The organism is Desulfosporosinus burensis (assembly GCF_054657535.1).
On sequence record NZ_BAAHYN010000001.1, the window covers coordinates 415635 to 440190 of the forward strand.

Annotated in this window: 24 protein-coding genes, 1 tRNA gene and 1 riboswitch; of the genes, 9 read left to right on the forward strand and 16 right to left on the reverse strand. The window is 42.3% G+C overall.

Features of this window, described 5'->3' with window-relative positions; genetic code table 11:
* Positions 1–39 precede the first annotated feature (39 nt).
* Complete coding sequence (locus ACYQ3Q_RS02265) at positions 40–804, reverse strand: ATP-binding protein (RefSeq protein ID WP_459927188.1); 765 nt, start codon at positions 802–804, stop codon at positions 40–42.
* A 478-nt stretch (positions 805–1282) separates the two neighbouring features.
* A complete protein-coding gene (locus ACYQ3Q_RS02270; RefSeq protein ID WP_459927041.1) occupies positions 1283–2140 on the reverse strand; it encodes a DegV family protein in 858 nt (285 codons plus the stop codon).
* Positions 2141–2537: 397 nt separating this feature from the next.
* On the opposite strand from ACYQ3Q_RS02270, the gene ACYQ3Q_RS02275 reads away from it, so the two are divergent.
* The 7 genes from ACYQ3Q_RS02275 to ACYQ3Q_RS02305 all read left to right on the forward strand — a co-directional run bounded on the left by ACYQ3Q_RS02275 (position 2538) and on the right by ACYQ3Q_RS02305 (position 7997).
* Positions 2538–2614: transfer RNA gene (locus tag ACYQ3Q_RS02275), tRNA-Pro, on the forward strand.
* A gap of 184 nt (positions 2615–2798) precedes the next feature.
* Positions 2799–3341 (forward strand): GNAT family N-acetyltransferase, encoded by a 543-nt coding sequence (locus ACYQ3Q_RS02280; RefSeq protein ID WP_459927042.1) that lies wholly within the window; start codon positions 2799–2801, stop codon positions 3339–3341.
* Positions 3342–3394: 53 nt separating this feature from the next.
* A riboswitch (FMN riboswitch) is annotated at positions 3395–3509 on the forward strand.
* 132 nt (positions 3510–3641) lie between these two features.
* Complete coding sequence (gene ribD, locus ACYQ3Q_RS02285) at positions 3642–4766, forward strand: bifunctional diaminohydroxyphosphoribosylaminopyrimidine deaminase/5-amino-6-(5-phosphoribosylamino)uracil reductase RibD (RefSeq protein WP_459927043.1); 1125 nt, start codon at positions 3642–3644, stop codon at positions 4764–4766.
* 47 nt (positions 4767–4813) lie between these two features.
* A complete protein-coding gene (locus ACYQ3Q_RS02290; protein ID WP_459927044.1) occupies positions 4814–5467 on the forward strand; it encodes a riboflavin synthase in 654 nt (217 codons plus the stop codon).
* A gap of 43 nt (positions 5468–5510) precedes the next feature.
* Positions 5511–6713 carry a bifunctional 3,4-dihydroxy-2-butanone-4-phosphate synthase/GTP cyclohydrolase II gene (locus tag ACYQ3Q_RS02295; RefSeq protein ID WP_459927045.1) on the forward strand — a complete coding sequence of 401 codons (1203 nt, stop codon included), beginning with the start codon at positions 5511–5513 and terminating at the stop codon, positions 6711–6713.
* Positions 6714–6767: 54 nt separating this feature from the next.
* Positions 6768–7229, forward strand: coding sequence for a 6,7-dimethyl-8-ribityllumazine synthase (gene ribH, locus ACYQ3Q_RS02300; RefSeq protein ID WP_034145876.1), 462 nt, complete (start codon positions 6768–6770; stop codon positions 7227–7229).
* Between the two features lie 147 nt (positions 7230–7376).
* The gene (locus ACYQ3Q_RS02305; RefSeq protein ID WP_459927046.1) at positions 7377–7997 is read left to right on the forward strand and encodes a sigma-70 family RNA polymerase sigma factor; all 621 of its coding nucleotides are present in this window, start codon (positions 7377–7379) and stop codon (positions 7995–7997) included.
* A 97-nt stretch (positions 7998–8094) separates the two neighbouring features.
* Here ACYQ3Q_RS02305 and ACYQ3Q_RS02310 read toward each other — a convergent pair whose 3' ends face one another.
* The gene (locus ACYQ3Q_RS02310) at positions 8095–8292 is read right to left on the reverse strand and encodes a spore coat protein (protein ID WP_459927047.1); all 198 of its coding nucleotides are present in this window, start codon (positions 8290–8292) and stop codon (positions 8095–8097) included.
* 16 nt (positions 8293–8308) lie between these two features.
* Positions 8309–8518: a hypothetical protein gene (locus ACYQ3Q_RS02315; protein WP_459927048.1), complete on the reverse strand. Its 210-nt coding sequence runs from the start codon at positions 8516–8518 to the stop codon at positions 8309–8311.
* 206 nt (positions 8519–8724) lie between these two features.
* Between ACYQ3Q_RS02315 and ACYQ3Q_RS02320 the strand changes: the two genes are divergently transcribed.
* On the forward strand, positions 8725–9249 hold the full coding sequence (locus tag ACYQ3Q_RS02320; RefSeq protein WP_459927049.1) for a DivIVA domain-containing protein: 525 nt from the start codon (positions 8725–8727) through the stop codon (positions 9247–9249).
* 223 nt (positions 9250–9472) lie between these two features.
* Here ACYQ3Q_RS02320 and clpB read toward each other — a convergent pair whose 3' ends face one another.
* The 6 genes from clpB to ACYQ3Q_RS02350 form a co-directional block, all read right to left on the reverse strand.
* The gene (gene clpB, locus ACYQ3Q_RS02325; RefSeq protein WP_459927050.1) at positions 9473–12067 is read right to left on the reverse strand and encodes an ATP-dependent chaperone ClpB; all 2595 of its coding nucleotides are present in this window, start codon (positions 12065–12067) and stop codon (positions 9473–9475) included.
* 41 nt (positions 12068–12108) lie between these two features.
* Positions 12109–13098, reverse strand: a complete 990-nt coding sequence (locus tag ACYQ3Q_RS02330) for a DnaJ C-terminal domain-containing protein (protein ID WP_459927051.1) — start codon at positions 13096–13098, stop codon at positions 12109–12111.
* Positions 13099–13394: 296 nt separating this feature from the next.
* Positions 13395–14324: a diacylglycerol/lipid kinase family protein gene (locus ACYQ3Q_RS02335; protein ID WP_459927052.1), complete on the reverse strand. Its 930-nt coding sequence runs from the start codon at positions 14322–14324 to the stop codon at positions 13395–13397.
* Positions 14325–14466: 142 nt separating this feature from the next.
* A complete protein-coding gene (locus tag ACYQ3Q_RS02340) occupies positions 14467–15345 on the reverse strand; it encodes a DegV family protein (protein ID WP_459927189.1) in 879 nt (292 codons plus the stop codon).
* An 83-nt stretch (positions 15346–15428) separates the two neighbouring features.
* Entirely contained in the window at positions 15429–16010 is a 582-nt protein-coding gene (locus ACYQ3Q_RS02345) for a flavodoxin family protein (protein WP_459927053.1), read from the reverse strand.
* 471 nt (positions 16011–16481) lie between these two features.
* The gene (locus ACYQ3Q_RS02350; RefSeq protein WP_459927054.1) at positions 16482–17297 is read right to left on the reverse strand and encodes a GNAT family N-acetyltransferase; all 816 of its coding nucleotides are present in this window, start codon (positions 17295–17297) and stop codon (positions 16482–16484) included.
* A 169-nt stretch (positions 17298–17466) separates the two neighbouring features.
* Here ACYQ3Q_RS02350 and ACYQ3Q_RS02355 point away from each other — a divergent pair, with 169 nt between their 5' ends.
* Positions 17467–18792: a M18 family aminopeptidase gene (locus ACYQ3Q_RS02355; RefSeq protein ID WP_459927055.1), complete on the forward strand. Its 1326-nt coding sequence runs from the start codon at positions 17467–17469 to the stop codon at positions 18790–18792.
* Position 18793: 1 nt separating this feature from the next.
* Here ACYQ3Q_RS02355 and ACYQ3Q_RS02360 read toward each other — a convergent pair whose 3' ends face one another.
* The 6 genes from ACYQ3Q_RS02360 to cpaB all read right to left on the reverse strand — a co-directional run bounded on the left by ACYQ3Q_RS02360 (position 18794) and on the right by cpaB (position 24555).
* Positions 18794–19162, reverse strand: a complete 369-nt coding sequence (locus ACYQ3Q_RS02360; RefSeq protein ID WP_459927056.1) for a DUF192 domain-containing protein — start codon at positions 19160–19162, stop codon at positions 18794–18796.
* Positions 19163–19242: 80 nt separating this feature from the next.
* Positions 19243–20154: a type II secretion system F family protein gene (locus ACYQ3Q_RS02365; RefSeq protein ID WP_459927057.1), complete on the reverse strand. Its 912-nt coding sequence runs from the start codon at positions 20152–20154 to the stop codon at positions 19243–19245.
* Between the two features lie 28 nt (positions 20155–20182).
* Entirely contained in the window at positions 20183–21142 is a 960-nt protein-coding gene (locus ACYQ3Q_RS02370) for a type II secretion system F family protein (protein ID WP_459927058.1), read from the reverse strand.
* Between the two features lie 34 nt (positions 21143–21176).
* Complete coding sequence (locus tag ACYQ3Q_RS02375; RefSeq protein ID WP_459927059.1) at positions 21177–22529, reverse strand: TadA family conjugal transfer-associated ATPase; 1353 nt, start codon at positions 22527–22529, stop codon at positions 21177–21179.
* Positions 22530–22543: 14 nt separating this feature from the next.
* Positions 22544–23785 carry a CpaE/TadZ family protein gene (locus ACYQ3Q_RS02380; protein ID WP_459927060.1) on the reverse strand — a complete coding sequence of 414 codons (1242 nt, stop codon included), beginning with the start codon at positions 23783–23785 and terminating at the stop codon, positions 22544–22546.
* An 11-nt stretch (positions 23786–23796) separates the two neighbouring features.
* A complete protein-coding gene (cpaB, locus tag ACYQ3Q_RS02385; protein WP_459927061.1) occupies positions 23797–24555 on the reverse strand; it encodes a Flp pilus assembly protein CpaB in 759 nt (252 codons plus the stop codon).
* Position 24556 lies beyond the last annotated feature (1 nt).

Genomic DNA, 24556 nt, shown 5'->3' on the forward strand with positions numbered 1-24556 from the left:
TCATACTAATACTCACATCTCTACTTACGAAAACCTCTGTCATCTCCCTTCATCGATGATTTTTTGATAAATGGTATTAATAATAACTCCCAGAGACCCACCAGGCAACTCGTCACTGCCTGAATTAATAGACATTTCCAACAGCTCGTCACTGTAAGGGATAATACCGATTAGCTGTTCTGAAGGAAAGTGGTCTCTAAGAAAAATTTCATCTTTAGAATTGCGTACTTTATTACCTACCACAACCACACGTGGAATTCCCAACTCAAGCGCCAGTTTTTGAATAACTCTTACTGTTTGGACACTAACTTTAGAGGGTTCAGTGACAATGACTAGAATATCAACCCCTAAGGCAGTACCACGAGTAAGCTGTTCAATCCCTGCCCCCATATCTAAAATCACAGTATCTTGTTCTCCAAGAATCAATGAATTGACCAAGGCTTGAAGAAAACTATTTTCCTTACAATAACAGGAGGTTCCTCCCCCTTTGATATTGCCCATCCGGAAAAAACGAATCGTACCCATTGAAATGCTGTAATCATCGAGTATATCGTCAACCTGAGGATTAAGTGGGTAATAAGTTCCACTTCCACCCATTCTGGCTTCAATAAGTTCTTTCATGTCGACGATCGGTTTAAGATCTGAGAGAACGTCCTCAGAGAGACCTAGGATCGTCCCAAGGCTGGCATCTGGATCAGCATCCACTGCTAAAACAGTGATCCCTTTTTGCGAGAGCCAGTGAGCAAGATTGGCTGCAAAGGTAGTTTTACCAACCCCACCTTTACCAGAGATTGCTATTTTCAACATGCCTCAACTCCTTCTAGATTGATATTTATGAGACTTCTCCTGCAATCTAATCTCCCCTTGATATAACCTATTCTTTTTTTGTTTTAAAAATCCTGCCAAAGTTTAAAATTTGTTGACTAATTTTTCAGTTTTTCAAGAATAATTTAAAATTATAAGGTAATGAGTTAACATTCACAAATAGTAAATGGATATTAATCAAATTTTCAGAATATATTTAATATTCTAATTAAATAAACAAACCTTACTGAGTCAATTTAAAATGCAATAACGCATAATTTCGTATGTGCTTAACCCTCTATGAGATTATTATTCGTTAGAAAACTAAGTTTTCCTTTTTAAGAGAATCTTTTTTCCGTTCTTGTCTGGGTATTAAAAATTTTCAGTTTTCTCTTCGGGAAAGTGAGCACTTATAGAACTCACTAAGTGATCATAATCTTAACGCTGAGGCAAGCAACTTCAGCAAAAAAAGATAGTTTTATATAACAGGCCAAGGGTGAAACGTGAGACCAAATGCTCCAGGTCCGACATGAGTAGCAATAACGGCTCCGGCTTCAAATAAACGAACTTCATGTTCTGGAAATCGAACCTTAAGTTCTTTAAGTAGGGTTTCTCCGTCTTCAGGTATATTAACGTGCATAACACAAATACGGTAACGTTTTCCTGAAGCTAAGGCACGATTTAATTCGTCAAGTACCCGTTGCCACGCCTTAGAACGCGACCGCACTTTATCAAAGACATCGATTTGTGCGTTTTGATTAAAGTAAAGAATCGGCTTTATTTGAAGTAAAGTTCCAACTAGTGAAGCTGCACCACCAATCCGTCCTCCTTTACGTAAATTTTCAAGCGTATTGACTATAAAATATAATTCTGTCTGTTGATTAAGAATTTTAAGCTGCGCCATGATATCTGAACTACTTAACCCTTGCTCTGCCCATTCTGCTGCTGCCCAAGCAAGTACACCAAGACCCAAAGCAGAAGACCTTGAATCAAAGATGTGAATATTCGGACTGGAAGCCTGTTCTTTCGCCATCAGAGCTGACTGGATTGTTCCACTGATCGCCGCAGAAATATGAATGCTTACAATATCCTCAACGCCTTCTGAAAACATTGAATTATAGGTTTCCAAGAATGTGCCAACGGAAGGTTGTGAGGTTGTCGACAAACCGGAGATATGACTTAGTTTTTCAAAATAAATCTGATTGGTTAGTTCTGTTTCCGAAAACGTTTCATCACCAATATTAACATTAAGGGGTACGACACGAATCTTTAATTGCTCCAGAATTTCCTTAGAAAGATATCCAGTAGAATCCACGACAATTCCAATTTTCCCCATTTTCTTCTCTCCCTCTAGATAAGAACCTATTAAGGGTTTTTTTATACGATAGCTTGTATAAAGTATATATGAAAATAAAACATGTAGCAATCTAGAGCTAAATAAACAATAATTCATAAATTAATTAAGGTTAATAACTTATTAGATAACAAATATTCTGACAATATTATGGTATTTCCTACAACATAACTTAATATTTTGAAAAATTAATTATAAGATATTCTACAATATATTTATAAGTTTGGCAATGAATTGTCATTCATTTAATATTGTTTTAGTTACAAATCTTTTTAAATCAAATCAATAGCTATTTCCGGTTCTTTTAGTTCGTACAAATAACCAATTTGGGTTGACAGGATTACCTCGGTTTGGTAATATGAAGTTCGTTCTAATACTTCGGGGCGTGGCGCAGTTTGGTAGCGTGCTTGGTTCGGGACCAAGAGGCCGTGGGTTCGAATCCCGTCGCCCCGACCATATATGCAAAAAGGTCTGAATTTATCCGCTTTTTAGGAGAGTGAATAGATTTAGACCTCTTTTAATTCTTACCACAGTTGAAATAGCGTAAGGCCTTGTTTTTTTCCAGTTTGATTTTTGCCTAAAATCAATGCTAAAATAAGTCTCATGAATCATACTAACTATTACTAAGGAGTTCTGCTTGATGCTAAATGGTCTTAAAGCCTCCATTCGCCCGATAGAAGAAGATGATCTTGACGCAATCTATCAATGGTACAATGATCAAGAGGTGAATTTATGGTCTAGTGGGGCTTGGCCCTTGAATACGCTACAAAACAAAGATCAACTTGCGGTAAAGTTTCTTGACGGGTCTCCCGATATCCACCGCTATATAATTTTAGATGAAAACGAACAACTGATTGGAACCATAGGCTTTAAAGAAATCAATATCCCTGCTCGCTCGGTTGCGCTCTTTGTTGTTATTGGGGATAAAAAATATTGGGGCAAAGGCTATGGTACAGATGCCGTAATCACCTTTGCGCGCTACCTCTTTAACCAGTGGAATTTTCACCGAATATCTCTGGATACTTGGGATCAGAACATCCGAGCCATTAAGGCTTATGAAAAAATTGGTTTTGTAATTGAAGGCCGTCAACGTGAGGCTCGTTACGTACTAGGAAACTACCATGACGCTATTCTGATGGGTTTATTACGAGAAGAATTCCTTGCCTTGCACGGAAAAATATAGGGTTGCGAAAATCTACAACCTGGAGTAAACTATAGGAAATTTAATAATCCGTAATATTCCTCTGGGGTTGGGTGAAATTCCCTACCGGCGGTAAAGCCCGCGAGCCGTAAGGCAGACCCGGTGTCAATTCCGGGGCCGACAGTAAAGTCTGGATGAGAAGAGGAACAGCAAATTTAAGCGTTTGAGCGCTTTTTTTGAGCTGTGACTTTATGATCAACACCTGGAGTTAGAACAGGTGTTTTTTATTTTTTACTAATTCTTTTTTTGGATACACTAAATCTAGTTTAAGAAAGGAATCCTATGCTTAAATCGAGTCCTTCAAATTTACACGACCAAAAATTTATGAAAAGAGCACTTGAGCTAGCGGTTAAAGCTGTCGGTAGAACCAGTCCGAATCCTCTGGTAGGATGTGTGATTGTCAAGGATGACCAAATCGTAGGAGAGGGATATCACCATAAGGCTGGTTCCCCTCACGCTGAAGTTCATGCTCTTACAGCAGCAGGAGATCAGGCTTGTGGCGCTACGGCTTATGTGACCTTAGAACCTTGTTCCCATTTTGGCCGAACACCACCTTGTGCTGACGCCCTGATCAAAGCCGAGATTAAACGTGTTGTCGTTGCCATGAGAGATCCAAATCCTATCGTAGCAGGTCGCGGTATCGATCGTTTACGTAACTCTGGAATTCAGGTAGACGTTGGTCTCCTGAACCAAGAAGCCACCCTAGTTAATGAAGTCTTTATTAAAGCAATAACGACCGGCTTACCCTTTGTCTTATATAAATCTGCTATGACCTTAGATGGCAAAATTGCTACAGAGACAGGAGATTCTCGCTGGGTTAGTTCGGAAAAATCCCGCCATTATGTTCACCAACTCCGTGATCACTATGATGTCATTTTGGTGGGAAGTGAAACAGTTATTCAAGATAATCCCCAACTCACCTGTCGACTTCCAGGGGGCAAAGACCCTGTGCGGGTCATTGTCGACGGACAATTACGCTTACCAGAAACTGCTCAGATTCTTTCCGCTTCCCAACAAAGCCCTTGCATCATTGCCACAACTCTTGCAGCTTCAAAGGATAAGGTAGATTCTTTGCAACGTGCTCATGAACTGGTTGAGGTCTGGCAATATGACACTTCGAGGTATGTCCCCCTCAAAGAACTATTAATGGATCTCGTCCGTCGCGGTTGGACTAGTGTCTTATTAGAAGGGGGCGGCAGATTGGCAGGATCACTGATTAATGAGTCCTGTATTGACAAAGTCGAATTTTTCATTGCGCCAAAACTAGTTGGCGGGCATGGTCCCTCTCCCCTATCAGGTTTACATATCCAGCGTATGGCAGAGGCCTTGACACTGGATAACGTGCAAGTTGATATGGAAATGGGCGATCTACATGTTACTGGATATCTCCGCGAAAGTGACTATTAGGCATATTATAAATCACTTTAGCCAAGCTGCATCAAGGAGGGATAGTCTTGTTTACCGGAATTGTGGAAGAACTGGGTACTGTCCGCGGCCTTCGCCTCTTACCAGAATCGGGGCAGCTTACACTCGAAGCCAAAAAGGTACTAACGGGAACTCAGATAGGAGATAGCATCTCAGTCAACGGAGTTTGCTTAACGGTAATTCGGCAGAGCGATCGCGATTTTACAGTGGATGTGATGGCTGAAACGTTGGCAAAAACTAATCTGGCTGAGCTTAAAGGTGGTAGCCAAGTTAATTTAGAACGAGCGTTACAACTTCAAACTCGATTAGGTGGGCATTTGGTCAGTGGGCATGTTGATGGCGTTGGTACAATACGTCGTATATCCCCAGTAGGCATTGCTCTAGTCTATGAAATCAACGCCCCTCCTACCCTACTGCCTTTTCTGTTGCCTAAGGGATCCGTAGCCATTGACGGCATTTCTTTGACCGTCATTGATGTGGAATCCGATTTCTTTACAGTTTCTCTTATTCCTCATACCTTTGATCAGACCACATTGGGACTAAAGAGCATTGGAGCAAGTGTTAACCTTGAAACAGATCTGATCGGCAAATATGTCGCACGATTTATGGGAATGAACAAGGACTCAGATAAAATGAAAAAAGATCTTTCCTTAGGCTTTTTAGCTGAACATGGTTTTATTTGAGGTAATCTACAAATCGAAGAAAATTATTAAAGGAGTGAAGGACATGCCATTTAATACTGTTGAGGAAGCCTTGGAAGATATTCGACAAGGTAAAATGATTGTCATGGTAGACGATGAGGATCGAGAGAATGAAGGGGACCTTGTCATGGCTGCCGAAATGGCAACCCCGGAAGCAATCAACTTCATGGCGACTTATGGAAGAGGGCTAATTTGTGTTCCGATGACTGGGGATCGTATTCGGGCTTTACAACTTGAACCGATGGTCACTAACAATACAGATCCACACGAAACAGCCTTTACCGTCAGTGTCGATGCTGTCACAAGTACCACTGGGATATCCGCCTTTGAACGTGCTGCAACCGTTAAAATTTTAGCAGATCCCGAGAGTGAACCCAGCAAATTACATCGTCCAGGACACATCTTTCCACTTAAAGCTAGAGAGGGTGGAGTTTTAGTTCGTGCTGGGCACACTGAAGGTTCCGTGGATTTAGCGCGACTTGCTGGACTTCAGCCGGCAGGCCTGATTTGTGAGATTATGAATGAAGACGGAACCATGGCTAGAGTACCCGATTTGTTTCTTTTTGTGGCTAAGCATAATCTAAAACTAATTACCTTGAAAGACCTGATTAGTTATCGTCGCCAATCAGAAAAACTTATTGAAAGGGTGGAAAGCATCCATCTTCCGACAGAATTCGGAGACTTTAACGCCGTAGGTTATCTTAGTATTATTGATCAGAAAGAACATTTAGCAATCGTTAAAGGAACTGTTGATGATGGTGCTCCTGTGCTCGTCAGAGTTCACTCAGAATGCCTTACTGGAGATGTTTTCCATTCTAGGCGTTGTGACTGTGGAGATCAACTTAGTCGTGCTTTGGAAGATATTGAACGCGAAGGTCGCGGTGTGTTACTCTATATGCGCCAAGAAGGCCGAGGAATTGGATTATTGAATAAACTTAAGGCCTATAAACTTCAAGAAGAAGGCAAAGACACAGTTGAAGCCAACCTTGCTTTAGGCTTTCAAGAAGACTTGCGTGATTATGGTGTAGGAGCACAAATTTTAGCAGACCTGGGAATATCCAAAGTACGTTTAATGACCAATAACCCCCGTAAAATAGTAGGTCTCGAGGGGTATGGCTTAAATGTTGTACAACGCGTCCCTCTCGAAACTGTGTGCAAACCCGAAAATTCAAAATATCTATGCACTAAGAAACAAAAAATGGGGCATTATTTAACAAGTGTTCAATAGTAGATTTGAGGATCATTAATAAGGTAAAAATAATTGTAGAGAAGGGAAGTTCCTATGAAAACATATGAAGGAAATCTATTAGCCCAAGGACTTAGAGTCGGAATTATTGCTGCACGATTTAACGAATTTATCACAAGTAAATTAGTCGGAGGTGCCATGGACGCTCTGCGCAGACATGGTTGTCTGGACGATGATATTGAACTCACCTGGGTACCAGGCGCCTTCGAAATTCCACTTGTAGCTCAAAAAATGGCCAATTCTAAACGTTATGATGTCATAATTTGCTTAGGTGCTGTTATTCGAGGAGCTACCCCTCATTTTGATCTTGTCAGCAATGAAGTCAGTAAAGGAATTGCCCAGGTAGGCCTACAGACTGGTGTTCCTGTGATTTTTGGAGTTATAGCTACGGATAGTATCGAACAAGCGATTGAAAGAGCAGGAACTAAAGCTGGAAATAAAGGGTTTGACGCTGCTATGACAGCTATTGAAACAGCAAACTTACTTAAATCCTTTTAAGCGTAAGAATTTGAAGGATCTGAACCTTAAGTTACTTTATTTACAGGTTTTGGAGGATTGTCCACAGAAATACTCTTGTCAAAAGAGATCATCTCTATTAGACTCATAGAGGTGATCAAGTATAACTTTTGATAGGAGATGAGTGTTATGACTTCGAACATTGGAGCCCTAGATAAAGAAACGGCCATGCTTGAAGCAGCACGCTCAGGCAATAAAGAAGCATTAAACGAAATTATTGAACACTATGAACCGGAAGTGCGTTTCATTGCGTGTAAATATTTTTTACCAAGGGCAGAATATGACGACCTAATGCAAGAAGGCCGGATTGCAATATACAGAGCCGTTTTATCTTATGATCAAACTTCAGAAATTCCTTTCCTTCATTTTTTACGAATGGTTATAAAACGCAAACTCATTGATAGCCTTCGCAAGTATACTCGCCAGAAACACGTTAACTTAAACGAAGCATACTCCCTTAACAATGTCTTATCTGAAACAGAGGAAACAAGTTTCTTAGAACTTTTACCGAACGCTGAAGATCCTGCATCAATGGTTATTGCTAATGACGAAGCGATTACAATGATTCAAGGCCTAAGTAAGAACTTCTCAGATCTTGAACGTCTAGTCTTTAAGCATTATTTCATACAAGGGTTTAAACAGCGTGAGGTGACTCAACGTCTGGGACTTAATCCAAAATCTTTGGACAATGCAATCCAACGCATTCGCCACAAAACTGCACTTTACCGTGCGCGTCAAGTGGCAGGTTAATCTTTAGTTAATTCATTTAACCATGGTCGGAAAACTTAATGGATAATATTAAAGAACCGAGAACATTCGTTCCCGGTTCTTTAATATTATATTCGTCTCAGGCTATACCACCGCTTTGATTAATCAATTTGCTCACCTTACTATGGGCATTGGTAGCTTCGTTAGCTAAGCGTAAGTAGATATCTCTTAAATTACCATTATGAGCACGCGTAGCTAGTGTCATATAGCCCATTGCAGCAGCAGCAGCGTCCTTTTCATAATCATAAAGCATATCCAAATCCGTAAATTGACTCATTTCAAAGCTCCCCTTTCTATTGAAGTCCCACCATTTCTTTTTTAAAATATCCGATGACATCCTCTAAACCTTTGGCTTGTTCTTTAAAAAACCCTTTAACTGCAGCATCTTTTGCCATCTCATTGTACATTTGGCACTTTTTCATGACAGTTTCGTTTTCGATAATACTTCGGGTTAACATGCCTTGGTCAAAAATCTTCTTCATTTCCAGCTCATTTAATTGCATCCTAAAATCCCTCCCTTTATAACATTAATTTACATAACAGTTTCAGGATGTGTAAAAAGATCGCAAATTATTCACTAAAAATATAAATTATTATTATTCTAGACAGACAGATCCCAATAAGTTAAACTGGAAAGAAAATAACAAAATGATCCTTACTTATTTATAGTATGCAAGTTGTGAAGTATAAAAAGGAGGGTATGGAAACTATGGACACACTAGAATTCAAACGAGTTTTCCGTGGGTATGATTCGGAGGCTGTCGATCAAGCATGGGCAGAAACAGACCGTCAATTATCGGAAGCCAATGCCGCCAACAAAGAATTACGCTTACAAATAAACAGCTTACGGGAACAAAACTCGGAGTGGGGCAACCGTCTTAAGTCCTATGAACAAATTGAAAAGGACCTGCGGGATGCCCTTCTCAGCGCCCAAAGGGTCGCAAATCAAATAAAAGATGATGCAAATAAACAGGCTAACGAGGTTTTACAATCTGCTCAAAGTGAAAGAGAAACATTAATCAGTGAAGCCACACTGCTTTCAGAGTCCAAGGAAATAGAAGTAGAAACTATGCTCCTGGAAAAGCGGGCGGAAATTGTCCAGCTTGAGGAGCAAATAGAAGGATTATGGGAGCGGAAAAATCAACTCAAAAGTCAAGTAGATCAGGCCATTCGTTATTTAGAAATGGCCAAAGAATTGTTCACACCTGAGCAAACGACAGATAATAACCTCTAAATCGTTACCTTAAACTGCGAGTACTAACTAAAGACAATGACCAGTATGAATACAGCAAGCAAAATAACTTCAAGCTGACATTGGAAGTTGAAACGAGGCCGAAACAGATGCCTGATGCACTGTTACGGCCTCTTCGAGATTTTTCTCCCTAAACTCATCCTCATTGTACAGGGAAATATAACTATTTTGAAACTCTATAGATCAGTGGAATCTCAAAAATGACTTAGTGGTTCATCTTCTGGGAAAACGAATATCCCGCTCCATCAACATCCACTTGAATTTGTTGCCCTTCCTTAATTTCACCCTGCAGGAGTTTAAGCGCTAAAGGATTTTGCAGACGCTGTTGGATGACCCTTTTGAGCGGCCTTGCTCCATATACAGGGTCATACCCCTCATTAGCCAGTTGCTCACGAGCCATCGGAGTTAATTCCAGCGAGAGTCTGCGTTCACTTAAACGTTTACTCAACAACTCAAGTTGAATATCTACGATCCGTCCGATATGCTCACGTCCTAAAGGATGAAAGACGATCGCTTCATCAAGCCGGTTAAGGAATTCTGGACGAAAGTGCCTTCGAAGTTGTTCGTTAATGGCAGAACGAACTTCATTTTGAGCTGCATTGCGGCGGATCAGTTCCTCTATAGACAAGATGATATTACTAGTTAAGATGACCACCGTATTTTTAAAGTTTACTATGCGACCTTGACCATCCGTTAAGCGACCATCATCTAAGAGTTGTAAGAGTATATTCGTCACGTCACCATGTGCTTTTTCAATTTCGTCAAAGAGGATGACACTATAAGGTTTACGACGAACAGCCTCTGTGAGTTGTCCACCCTCTTCATATCCGACATATCCCGGAGGGGCTCCGATGAGACGCGCGACTGTATGTTTTTCCATATACTCAGACATGTCAATCCGCACAATCGCTTGTTCATCATCAAAGAGGTACTCGGCTAAAGCTCTGGCCAGTTCTGTTTTTCCAACGCCCGTTGGACCCAAGAAAAGGAATGAGCCTAAAGGTCGATTAGGATCTTGTATCCCTGCCCGTGCACGGCGAACAGCATCAGAAACTACTCGAACTGCCTCCTCTTGACCGATCACCCTTTGATGAAGACGTTCTTCCATATGGACGAGTTTTTCCATCTCACTCTCCATAAGCTTGGCAACAGGAACATGAGTCCAGGTTGCCACGATTTCAGCAATATCTTGCTCCACTACTTCTTGCTTTAGGAGTGAATTCTGCTTGGCTTGAAGGGTGAGTTCTGCGGCTCGAAGTTCTTTTTCTAGCGTTGGGATTATCCCATACTGGAGTTCGGCAGCCTTATTGTAGTCCAATTGCTGTTGTGCTTGCTCCATAAGCGTACGCGAGCGGTCAATTTCTTCTTTTAATTGTTGAATTTGGGCTAGAACTTCTCGTTCCCCTTGTAACTGCCCTTCTACTCCAGTTCGTTCTTCTTTGAGATTTGCTAACTCTTCTTCAATCTTTGTTAAACGATTTTTACTGGCGTCATCTTTTTCCTTCTTAAGAGCCTCTCGTTCAATTTCCAGCTGCATTATGCGGCGTTTTATTTGATCTAATTCAAAGGGATCGCTCGTAATTTCCATGCGCATACGTGCTCCGGCTTCATCGATCAGGTCAATCGCTTTGTCAGGAAGAAATCGGTCACTGATATAACGATCCGAGAGTATTGCTGCGGCAATAATGGCTCCATCCGTGATTCGTACTCCATGGTGGGTTTCATAGCGTTCCTTAAGACCGCGTAGGATAGAGATGGTATCCTCAACAGTAGGAGCCTCGACCATAATCGGTTGAAAACGTCGTTCGAGAGCTGCATCTTTTTCAATGTGTTTACGGTATTCAGCGAGGGTCGTTGCCCCTAGCATGCTAAGCTCTCCACGCGCCAGCATTGGTTTTAACATGTTGCTGGCATCCATAGCACCTTCAGCAGCACCTGCTCCAACAACGGTGTGCAATTCATCTATAAACAAGATCACATCATCACGATCTTGAATTTCTTTTAGGACAGCTTTTAAGCGTTCTTCGAATTCCCCTCGGTATTTTGCACCTGCGATTAGGGTCCCCATATCCAGAGAAATAACTTGTTTATCCTTGATAGTTTCTGGAACGTCTCCCCGTACAATCCGTTGAGCTAGACCTTCTACAATCGCGGTTTTTCCAACCCCAGGTTCCCCGATTAATACGGGGTTATTTTTAGTACGACGGGATAGAGTTTGGATAACTCGACGTATCTCCTCATCACGGCCTATGACTGGGTCTAGACGACCGCGACGAGCAAGATTTACTAAGTTAAGCCCATATTGTTCTAGCGCTGCATAAGTGCCTTCAGGATTAGGACTGGTAACGCGCTGAGTACCTCTGATTTCTCGCAAAGCTTGCAGTAATTTCTCTCGAGTCAGTCCTGCTTGCTTAAGGATTTTTTCGACAGGTCCTCCAGCCTTTGTCAAGATGGCCAAAAGTAAATGTTCTGTGCTGACATATTCATCTCCAAAGGTCGCCATCTCATCATGAGCAGCCACCAAGACTGTGCGCAAGCGTGGGGAAATACTAATTTGCACGTTTCCACCGCTGATGCGCGGAAATCGATTAATCTCTTGACGGATTGTTGAGATCAGTACACCCGTCGCGATGTCTAGTTTTGTCAAAACTTGAGAAGTAACACCCTCTACCTGCTCTAAAAGGGTGAGCATTAAATGTTCTGGCTCTATTAGGCTATTGGCATTGCGTTCCGCCATAGATTGGGCTTCTGCGATTGCTTCCTGGGATTTCTGGGTAAGTCGATTGGTATCAAAAGACATAATTGCTCACTCCTTATTAGGTTTGTAGTTTAGGTTAAAACTCATCCTCTATTATTTGCTAACTCTTGAAGGGTCGCTAGTTCCTGCTCACTCAAGTCATCTGGTAGAATAATGGAAAGTTCGATAAAGAGATCTCCTCGTTGATCAGGACGCTCAATATTTGGCATTCCTTTTCCCTTCAAGCGGAATTTTTTGCCGCTCTGAGAGCGTGGAGGGATCTTGAGAAGAACTTCTCCATCAAACGTTCGGACACTAACTTCACCGCCAAAGATCGCCTGATAGAAATCAAGAGGCTGCTTGGCCCTTAAATCATCTCCTTCACGGACAAAGTGAGTATGAGGACTTACAGTAATATTTAAATAGAGATTCCCACCTGGTCCACCCGCAATCCCAGGGCCGCCTTGACCAGTGAGTCGCACCTTTGAACCAGTGCGAACCCCTTTCGGAATTTTGGCTTCGATTTGTTTTTCCCCAGTACGGATGAGACGTGTCGTTCCATTAAACGTCTCTTCGAGGCTCACTTGGACTTCAACTTCTGTGTCCTGACCGGCACGAGCACGCCCTACTGTAGAGCCGCCGCTAAAGCCACGGCCTTGCCCACCGCCCCCTCCAAACAGGGTAGAGAAGAAATCAGAGTATCCTTCCCCTCCAAAACCACCAAAGCCACCCGTTCTTCCAGCGCCACCGAACATTTCTGCAAAATCTTCTGGGGACATGGTGTGGCCTTGACTCCCGCTACCCCCTCTGCCGGGATTCGTCTGCCAACGATCCCAGTTGTAATCTCCTCGTCCTCCACGTTTCTGCCAGTGTTGATAATCCTGCCGGAGTTCATCATATTTGCGTCGTTTCTCTGGATCGCTAATCGCTTGATAAGCTTCTGTAGCCTCTTTAAACTTTTCTTCAGCCACTTTATCTCCTGGATTAACATCTGGGTGGTATTTTTTAGCTAATTTCTGATAGGCTTTCTTAATTGTTTTTTCATCGGCATCAGGAGATACTCCAAGACCTACATAATAATCCTTAAAATCCATAGTTTCACCTCATTTACTCTGCATACGCAGGCTCACTTTCAGGTTATTGTTATACTCTTTTGCAATTTGAATTTTCTATTTCATCAATGGTATTTTTTCCTTGATAGCTAAATTATAATCGATAATCATTCTAAGGTCAATAATGGTCAGAGATCTTTTTGACCATTATTGACCTTAGAAATAGAACTGATATTTAGATAGGTACAAACAACAGTCTAAATGGGATAGTCACGCATCCCAAAGCTATGCATAACTACCCCATTAACTGTTCTAATTATGAGATTTAATGCTCTCGATTACCCCCATAAGCAAAGGGTTTTGGGATGAAGGGTAAACGTGATGGGTGCATATCCGGGTTGCTCTCCATCAATATCTAACAGTGATTTTTCAGTCGATGTTATGACAACAGATTGTCCACGATACACGTCTACACCAGGAATTTTCAGATGTGCTCCACGATATATCTTAGGCAAGTGCCGAAGGAGGGTTAGAGTTGAAAAATCCCCAAAACAGACCACATCGAACAGCCCATCATCTAATTCTGCCTGGGGTGCGATCATCATCCCCCCACCAATAAACCGACCATTTGCTACCATAATGCTGTTTTGTCGTCCTTCGGAAATTAATTTACCGTCGATTTCACAACGCATAACTTTATTCCGGTAACGAAGGATACTTATCACTGATCCAATTAGAAATGAAAGTTTCCCACCCAGCAATTTACTTTGTTGGTTTACACGAGCAACTGTCTCCCCACCTAATCCGACATCCGCAACGTTAATAAAATAGCGGCTCTCTTGCTGTCCATGATCCTTTTGGAAAAACACTTCTCCAACATCGACCTTGCGCTTGCGTCTCTGACTTAAGATTGCCAAAAAACCCTCAATTCCCTTCGGAATCATAAGTGTGCGTATTAAGTCCCCTCCGGTGCCATGAGAAAAAAGAGCTAATTCTGCATCAGGATTAATCATTTGACCGTCCGTAAAAAAACCATTAACCACTTCATTCATGGTACCGTCTCCCCCGACAGCTATAATATGAGTATATCCCTCTAGCAAGATTCTTTGCGTCATTTTAGTTGCATCTTTTGGCCCCGTGGTGTACTCATATTGTATTAAATATCCCTCTTCTTCTAGTCGTTTTAAATACACTGGCCACTGTTTCAAAGTACTCCCATTGGCTGATTTTGGATTAACCACGGCGTACCAGCGCTCTTTTTCTAACATATAAACTCTCCCTTATCGACAGACCCACTTAATAATTTTTTAAATAATCTCGAAAGAATTCGACAGTAAATGTGAAATTCCCTTTAGATAGATGCTAGGTCACGAAACTATTTGAGAGTTAAGAAAAACCTCAGTCTTACGACTAAGGTTCAAGTACAGGAGAAATTATGATTCCGACAAGCCCCGGGCCCGTATGAACGCCCATAACTGGACTAATCTGATTAAATAACAGTTGCTTAATGTTTGGAAGTTGACGAGCGTTTTCTAATAATTTACGTCCTTCCTGCTCTGCCCCGCCATGGACGATGGCTACGTTGTAGCGTCCCTCTCGAGTGCTTTCTACCAAGATATCATATAACTTCCTAAGGGACTGATCCCTGCCACGGACCTTTGCTGATGTAATGTATTTCCCTTCTGAATTCACGGATATAATGGGCTTAATATTTAGTAGCTCTCCGATGGTGCCTGAAACATAGCCAATTCTGCCACCACGTTTAAGATATTCTAAGGTTGAAAGGACAAAATAGAGTTTAGTTTGTTTTGAAACAGCCTCAGCTACATTTACAATACTTTGAAAATCATGAGACTCTCGAAGTTTCTGAGCTGCTTCCAACACTGGAAAACCAAGCCCCATGGATAGTGCTTTGGAATCTAACACTTCAATGACCATATCCTTATAGTCTTGCGCCACTTGACAGACAGTATCATAGGTACCACTTAAGCCGCTGGAGATATGTATAGAAAGGACATGGGTGAAGTTCTCATCCCTTAAGCGATTAAATAGATTAGCAATTTCAGCGGGTGAAGGTAATGAAGTTGTGGGAACTTCAACCTCCATATTGTCATAAACCTGATCTGGACTGATATTAACTCTGTCGAGGTATTCTCGATCTTTGTAAACAACATGCAAAGGAAGTATCTCGATCCCAAACTCCTTGATCATTTCAGGATCTAAATCACTGGTACTATCTGTTACAATAGCAATCTTAGGGTGGATTAACGGTTCAGAAGTTTTTTGCATGAGACACATTTCCTTTCCATCATACAATATAAATTTATTATAGCATAATTTCCTCCAGAATGGACTAGCTAGTTTTCGCAATATTAGGATATTAAGAAACCCTGAGTAGTCTTTCGCACTTCTTCTAAGTAGCTTGGATATTCCTCGATCTCGCCAGCTTTATCGATTCCACTATATAAACAAGGTTTAGTGTAGTGAATATCTAACATATGAAAGAATGTTTTAATTGAGCGTTCGGCACAAAAGAACACATCTTGTTTACGTGTTCCCGCCGCAGAAATAAATAGCCCAGTTCGCTTAAGACCTGAGGGAAGAAGAAACGTTTTGTGGTGCAAATATTTAAGTGCCCAAAATGTTTGCATTCGATCAATCATGATTTTTGTTTGGGCGTTTACTCCCATAAAAAAGATTGGAGCAGCGATAATTAAGCGGTCAGAACGAATGATTTTTGCTTGGAGCTCAGGAATATCATCCCTAATTACACAGATGCCATTAATTGAACAGGCTCCACAACCTTGACAGGGAGTTATTTTTAATTCCGAGAGATCTATGATTTCCGTTGTATGACCCTCTGCTCGCGCAATCTCCATCCCCTCTAGAAGTAAGCGAGTGGTGTTACCATTTCGCCGCGGGCTACAAGCAATTCCTAAAACAAATAATGACATAATTCTTCACTCCATTCTCATAAACCCTAATTTCACTAATCATACTAATTCCCAAGTATAAAAGCGAGTTCCTTAAATTTTTAAGAAACTCGCTTTTAGATTTGGGTCTTAAAGAATAGGTTTAAGCTAACTTGGTTACACTTTAGGATTAGAATCCGGGTCAAAATACCGCACCCTTTCTGTAACTACTTATCCTTCTTCATGAACTTGCCTTTGAGTTGGTGCAGACTTAATAGATTCAAGTCCCACGGACTCCAAAATCGCATTAATCATTAATTGTTCTTTTGTCATAGAGATTATTTCCTTTCGTATTTTTTTGGGTTATCTTTACATTATATACCTTAATCCCATAAATTTCAAGGACTATTTAAAAAATTTTAAAAATACTTGCTTGTCATTTGTTTTAACGAAAACGACCCGTATTTCCGCTAAACTTAGGGACTCAACTATCTTATGCGCTGCGACGAGCATTTATGTCAACTGAATACACATTTCTAATTGTATAGCACTCGGGAATATTTTATACGTACAAAGAAACGCAAAAATCCAATCCTTAGGCTGATTTATCAAGGAAAACGGGTCATTTGACCGTTGAAGTAAAGCAGAAATCAGCTCATCGGCGCCAGCAGCAGAGGCACTCCAAACGTCAATCAGAATGTCCTTTTTCTCCCCAGCAAACATGGCACCCGCAGTTCCTGACATATTCATAACTGCAAAATAATTAATATGACGCCTAAGGTAATCTTCCCTGCGTTGCCAAGCTGGCTTAAAGGCACGGCTACGGTTTTCAAAGTATAAATCTACATGAACTGATCTTACAGGAATTATTCTCGACGCACTATTATTATAGTCAGTTCTAACTTGTGCGTGGTAGAGGTGAAGTTGACGCACAGGAGCAAAGCCTACGGACTGATAAACCTTGAGCGCGTGATTTTGTTCCAATACCTCAAGGTAAACCCGTTTAAGATCAAGGCGAGATGCGCGATCGAGTTGAGTTCTCATCAATACTTCGCTTAACCCTTGGCACCGGTAATTTGGGTCAATACATGCCGCAGCGATCCATCCATCACTACCGTCCACAGATAGCAAACTTAAACCGACTACTTGTTTATCAATATAAATGCCTATCGAATTCTCTAAAGAAGCTTGACTTAGATCAAGCCAAACTCTCATTTGCTCGTGGGAAAACGACATATTATAGCAATATCCTTGCCAACAGCGGTTCCAAATCTCTGTCAATTTACTGTGATTAGTATATTCGAGTGATGCTAACCTATAGTTTTTCAAGTTTATCTTCCATTCATGGATATCAATCCTAAGATATCTACTTTTATCTTTCTGTAAGGGAGTTCAAATTTCCTGCTAAGCAATTATACCATTATAATAGATTAGGAAGGAATGTCCTTTCAGCAACTCGTTCGCTAAAGATAAATTCATTTGAAAGGTGTAAGATAATATGACTGCTTTTATTACTGATGAAGAACGGATGTTTGCCCAAGAACTGCTTAATTTTATTGATCAGAGCCCGTCTGCTTTCCATGCTGCGCATAGCGTAAAAAAAATCCTTGTCCCACAAGGATTTCAGGAGTTATCACTTAAAGATAAATGGTCGTTAGTTCCAGGTGGGAACTATTTTGTAAGCCGCAATAACTCTGCCTTGATCGCTTTCACAGTCGGTCTAGGTGGATTGGAGGATTATGGTTTTCACCTTATTGCTGCGCACACTGACAGTCCTAGTTTCCGCGTTAAATCACTTCCCGAAATCCAGGTTGAAGGGCGTTATCTCAAATTAAATGTGGAAGCATATGGTGGTCCCATTCTCAATACTTGGCTGGACCGACCGCTATCATTAGCAGGACGGATAGTCCTGCGTGGAGAGACTCCCTTCTCCCCACAAATTAAACTCTACAACAGTGAACGACCTTTGCTGGTGATACCTAACCAATCCATCCATTTGAATCGCAAGATTAATGAAGGAATTGAATTAAACAAACAAAAAGACATGCTCCCCTTATTGTCTCAAGTTTCGGATGATTTACAGAACGATAAGCGCTTGGTTTATCACCTTGCAGAAATAATGAACTGTCCTGAAGAAGAAATCTTAGATTTTGATCTCTTTCTCTTTGAAACTATAAAAGGCAGTTTTGTTGGACTTCAGCAAGAGTATCTCTCCTCAGGTCGACTTGATGACTTAGCAATGGTCCATGCCGGGGCTTGGGCCCTTGCTAAGTCAGAACCTTCCTTAATGACCAATGTACTAGCTTGCTTTGATCATGAAGAATGTGGCAGTACTTCTAAACAAGGAGCGGCATCTCCATTTCTAGCCCATGTCTTAGAACGAATCCTCTTAGCACAAGAAAAAGGCCGAGCAGCTTATTTTCAAGCTTTAGCAAACTCTTTCCTCATTTCTGCTGATATGGCCCATGCTCTACATCCCAATGCCGTAGAAAAGCACGATCCAGTCAATCGTCCTATCCTCAATGGCGGCCCTGTGATAAAAATAAGTGCTAACCAAAGTTACACAACCGATGCAGAAACGGCTGCAGTGTTCACAACCCTCTGTCAAAATACCCATGTTCCTGTTCAAATATTTGTCAATCGTTCTGATGAACGAGGTGGATCAACCATAGGACCTATTTCTAGTACGCACCTTGATATTCCTTCAGTGGATGTCGGAAATCCGATCTTAGCCATGCATTCAGTTCGCGAGCTTGGGGGTGTTAAAGACCATTTGGCTATAGCCAAAGTGTTTTCGCAATTCTATGAGACACCTAATAGGTAAACTAGCCATAGAGTATATTTTCTTGCCATTTTAATTTATCCCCGGGCAGTGTTTTAGTTGAGTTCCCCCACCCTACCGGAAACTCAATCACACTTCGAGCCCCTCGAATATAGGGTGAAACCTTCCAGGGCCTCAGTTCATCTATGAGCTCACATACCTGTCCTGTGCTATCTAAAAACCAAACAGAAATTGCAAACTGCATACCTAACATGTGAACTTGCTGACACGGCATGAGCCAAAGCCCTTCTCCTGGTGCTAAAAATGTGCGTCCCAGCAGTCCATTAAAACGAGGCCAAAACGAATCTGCTTTACAAACACACTCACCAACGATCTCCCCAGTGCGTAGGTTACGCAAATGCCCTGATTTCATCCTTCGCTTCCCTCCTTCTTTGCTTAAATTTCTCATCTTCCAAAGTCTCCTAGGTCATGAGTAGGTTTTCAGTTCACTAATTACTTAAATATTTCTATAATCTGGATAACAGCGGGTCCCAGAACAATAATGAATATGCTTGGAAAGACAAAAAAAACCAAAGGAATCATAATTTTAACAGGGGCCTTTTGGGCTTTTTCCTCTGCTCGTTGCCGCTGTTTCTGCCTTATTTGTTTGGCTTGATTGCGCAGAACCGAACCGATGGATATTCCTAATTGATCTGCTTGTACCAGTGAAGCAACCACATTACTGAGATCTTCAGCCGGTTTGTTACGCCTTGCTAAGTCGCGCAGAGATTCCCTACGTGGGCGTCCCATCTTAATTTCTTGCAATACCCTCAGAAATTCTTCCGCCAGAACCCCTTTTTGTTTCTCTACAACTTTGAGTAAGGCAGCATCAAACCCAAGGCCTGCTTCCACACTGACGGTTAGAAGATCGAGAACATCGGGCAAAGTATGCTGGATTTCCTTTTGCCGCCTTTTTGCTTTCTGCTTCAACCAGGAATTAGGAAATATATAGCCTATTAAGAAGCCGATGATCCCCATTTCTAAGCTGGTTAAAAATCCAGTATTCATTAATGAAAACATCCCAAAAAGGAGAAGCGCAAGTAATATGCTCAGTGCATATTGTAAGGCTTTCCATTCAACTTCAGCCCATTGGCCTAACAATCCTGCAGCACTAAGTTGCTCTGTTGTACGTTCCGGTCTTCCTTTAGGAGCAAGGAGTGATAAGCGCTGCGCAAATTGATGGAGCATCGGACGCAGCATCCGCTCTTTAAGCGAGCGTCTATCTTCTTCGAATTTAACTTCTCCCTGTCCTAGTGCCCGTAAAATCCGTTCTTGGGCTTTAATTTCTTGCTTTCCGAAAAAAAAACCGATTAGCGTAAAACAAATGGTACCAAATACACTGAATAAAATGATCAATAATAACATAGTGACTCACTCCCTTGTTCATAGTTACTTAAACCTCGATCGTAATGATTTTTCGAATGATCAAAAACCCTATGAATTGAGAGATCAGCCCTCCTGCAAGCATAGCCAATCCAATCGGATTGGTGAACAGTACGGAAAGATAGCTCGGATTGATCACGCTCAGAACAACAGCAATTCCGAAGGGAAGAATGGCGATAATATATCCGGAAATCCGACCTTGAGCGGTGAGCGTTTTAATTTCTTGCTGGATGCGAAGGCGCCCCTGGATTGTGGCATGAATATTCATAAGTACCTCGGCCAAGTTCCCTCCAGCCTGGCGCTGAATCAGCATAGCCGTTATGAGCAGGTCTAAGACATCGCTGCCGACTCGTTCAGATAAATGGATCAAGGCTGCTTCAGTGGCAGTTCCGTACGTCATTTCTCGCAAAGCAAGTTGAAATTCTCCAGAAATAGGATTAGGCATTTCCTGGCTGACCATTTCCATGGCTTGTAAGAGACTAAAACCAGAACGTAGGGAATTGGCTAAAACCAGCAAGGCATCCGCTAGTTGATTGTTAAATTGACGGCGTTTCTTCTTTTGAGCAGATTTTAGCCATATCCTAGGAAGCGCCCCCCCAACGACAGCAAGCAGAATCCCAACATAAATTTCTTGCGAGAGTATACTGCCAATCAGGAAAAAGAAAACGGGTAAAAGGCCTTGGAGGACCAAGAATTCTCCACCTTTGAGGGGAATGTTTCCCCGAATCAGTTCAAGGTCCAATCGTTCGCTCCAGCGACGAGGAGTGAGACGACCTAAGAGCGTCAGCAGTTGTTTTAGGTCTCGTTTATCTGTCCCTTTTTTTATCGGAATTCGCAACGCTGTGAACCGCTGAAGTTTTGCCTCAAGTGTTTCTGCACGGCGTGGAAGGGCAAGAATTGCGAGGTAAACTGCTAAAAATGTGGCGACTACCGAAATGAGTATGATAGTTAGAGCCATCCCATTAACCATACTCGCCCTCCTTACATGACATTTATTAAGGAAACTATGAATTTGAAAATATACTGTCTGGAAGGATTTGCCCTGCAGCAATTAGTTTATCAACAAAATGTGGCCGAATTCCGGTCGCCCGGAAATGTCCTTGAACTTTACCTTGCTTGTCAATTCCAGTTTGCTCAAAACGGTAAATGTCTTGAAGCACAATTACATCCCCCTCCATTCCTAGAACTTCGGTGATATGGGTTAATTTCCGGCTTCCGTCTCGCAAGCGGCTCTGTTGGACGATGACATCAAGGGCACTGGAAATTTGTTCACGAATCGCTCTAACTGGTAGATCCATCCCGGCCATCAACACCATGGTTTCTAGTCGGGAGAGCATATCGCGCGGAGTGTTAGCGTGCCCAGTGGTCAAGGAGCCATCATGACCGGTATTCATAGCCTGTAACATATCCAGAGCCTCCCCGCTGCGAACTTCGCCCACAATGATACGTTCTGGTCTCATCCGCAAAGCATTACGCACAAGATCTCGGATCATAATCGCCCCTTTACCCTCAATGTTGGCTGGGCGAGTTTCCAAAGTGACGACATGGGTTTGACGCAGTTGTAGTTCAGCCGCATCTTCGATTGTAATAATGCGTTCATCTTCCGGAATAAACGCGGAGATTACACCTAGAGTTGTTGTTTTCCCTGAACCCGTCCCCCCAGAGACAATGATATTTAAGCGTGCTTTGACACAAGCATTGATAAATTCCGCCATCTCCGTGGTTAAGGTCCCGAAGCCTACAAGGTCTTCCATGCCAAAGGGAACTTTAGAAAACTTCCTAATAGTAAGGATCGGACCATTTAGGGACAGTGGAGGAATGATTGCGTTCACCCTGGAACCATCCGGTAAACGAGCATCGACCATAGGCTGACTTTCATCAATGCGCCGCCCTAAAGGAGCAACGATTTTTTCAATAATATGCAAGACGTGTGCATCATCGTAAAATGTGACCCCTGCCAGCTCAAGTTTACCTTTCCTTTCAACATAGACTTGGTGTGGTCCATTAACCATAATTTCATTAACATTAGGGTCTTGAAGTAGTGGTTCAATCGGACCAAATCCCAAGATTTCATCCATAACCTCTTGTACTAGGCGCTGACGTTCCATGCGCGGAGGGGTTAACCCCAAAACATCAGCCCGAGCGTCAAGTGTACGTTCTATAATCGGGTGTAGTGTCTCAGCATTGAGGTCTTGGGTGTTGATCTTATCTAAAGATTGGATTACTTCATGATGCACTGTGCTCTTAAACTCACGCCAGGGATCAATGGTTGAAGTAGGACGAACCGTTCGAAGCTCATTCCTAGATTCCTCATGAGGTTGAACCTTCACTTTTTCTAAGCGTTTAAGCAACGACATTTGCTCATTCCTCCCTAAAATCCAAACACTCTACGGAGCTGTTTTATGGGACTTTGACTTCGTCGCGCTTGTTCCTTAAGCGTAAGTTTTGTGTCGACGACTTCCGCTGAAGTGAGTTTTCCTGCCATGGTACGAATTGCTTCGGAAGCTTTGCTTTGTGGGTATGACGATACAAAAGGCACGCCTTGATTGAGTGCGGATACCAGGGAACGTCCGTCACTCGGGATCTCATAGCTAATTTTACAATTGAGACTTTTCTCCACATCACGGGGATCCATCCCCATTTCTTTACTGGTGCGGTTAAGAACAACTCGAACTTTGGGGGTATGATGAAGCCCCTCGATAACCTCAAGGCTGAGTTTAGCATTTTTCAGGGTCGGTACATCCATGGCCACTACAAGCCAAATTTGAGTTGCCAGGTCGAAGGTTACCAGACCCACTTCTTCAAACCGACTGAAATTATCACAAATTATATAATCAAAATTTTGTCTGACCTCGCTAAGGATTTGTTCGACGTGCTCGGCGGTAACCAGTTCGGCATATTCTGGGCGGGTTGGGGCAGCTAACACTTGAAGACCCGATGAATGATTCAAAAAGTAAGATTGGATCTCGGAAAATTTGATGGGCCCCGATTCGATCAAATCAGCAATTGATCGTTTAGGAACAAGGTTTAAGAAGACTGCAACATCGCCAAATTGGAGGTTGAGGTCAATCAAGAGGACCCGCCATTTACCTGTACTGGCCAATTGAACAGCCAGATTAGTAGCCAAAGTCGTTTTCCCGACCCCGCCCTTGGTACTAAAGAAGGAGATGATTTCTCCATTCCTTTTTTTAGGGTTGAGGGACACCTTGGGCTGTTCCCCCATAACTTCCTTTTTTATACGATCCATTTCATAGACCTTAGCAATGACACTCGCCAGTTCGTCACCCGTAAAGGGCTTGACAATATATTCTCGAGCTCCAGCCATCATGGCCCGACGCAAATATGCCTGCTCCCCTTGGACTGACATGATAATCACAGAACTTCCAGGAACTCGTTGGGCTATGAGCTCAGTTGCCCGTATTCCGTCCATTTCGGGCATATTAATATCCATCAAAATAATGTCCGGCCTTTTTCCTTCCGCGAAAATTATCGCTTCAGATCCGGATCCTACTTCACCGACGACCTCTATATCATCTTCAAACTGGAGAAGCCGCCTGATGCTGTCCCTAGTGTCGGTGATATCGTCCACGATTAAGACGCTGATGCGTTTCATATCAGCCCTCCTTACTTATACTTGTTAATATAGTTAGGATCCATAAACACATACCCGTTAATCGGAGTATCTTGCCTAATGTCCGTATTTGCTGGGTTACGTAATAACAAACGAAGACTTCCTTTTTCACTGCCGAGCGTAACCGCCATCGCTTGTGGCACGCTCAGTGCTAACGTGTGAGATTTGGTGGCATCACCCTTGCTCTTATCCTCACCGATACTTTCTCCCACGCTCAAAACTAAAACATCTTGAGCAGCCAGACTAGTCACTGTCACAGCTTGTGAATTTGCGGACGAGTCTTTAATATCCATCGTCACAAGAACATCGACGTGATCACCAGGTTTTAATGAAGAGCCAACTCCACTTACTAAATTAATCGGAATCGCGACTGCCCTTTTTCCGTCCGGCACGGTTAGCGCGGTTGTACTGCCTGTGGAAATCCCATTACTCGGATTCTGCTGAAAAGTTTGACGTTCGAGCATCGTACTTACAATCAAATCTCCGGCTGAGAGATTCAACAGGGCCACCGAGCCCACAACATTTTGGATCGTTGAATAACCACCTTGGGGGTAACCCTGACTCGGAACATCCTTGACCACCAACTGGCTAGCGTCTATGACAGTTCGAGCAGGAATATTTGTCTTCACGATCACCAAAGGCTTAAGAACGGTGGTTGGATTTTTAGTCAAACCGTTTAAATAAACATACATAGATCCTGCTGCGATCAGTCCACAAATCAGAGCCAGGAGAAAAAAACCTTTTCGCTGCACG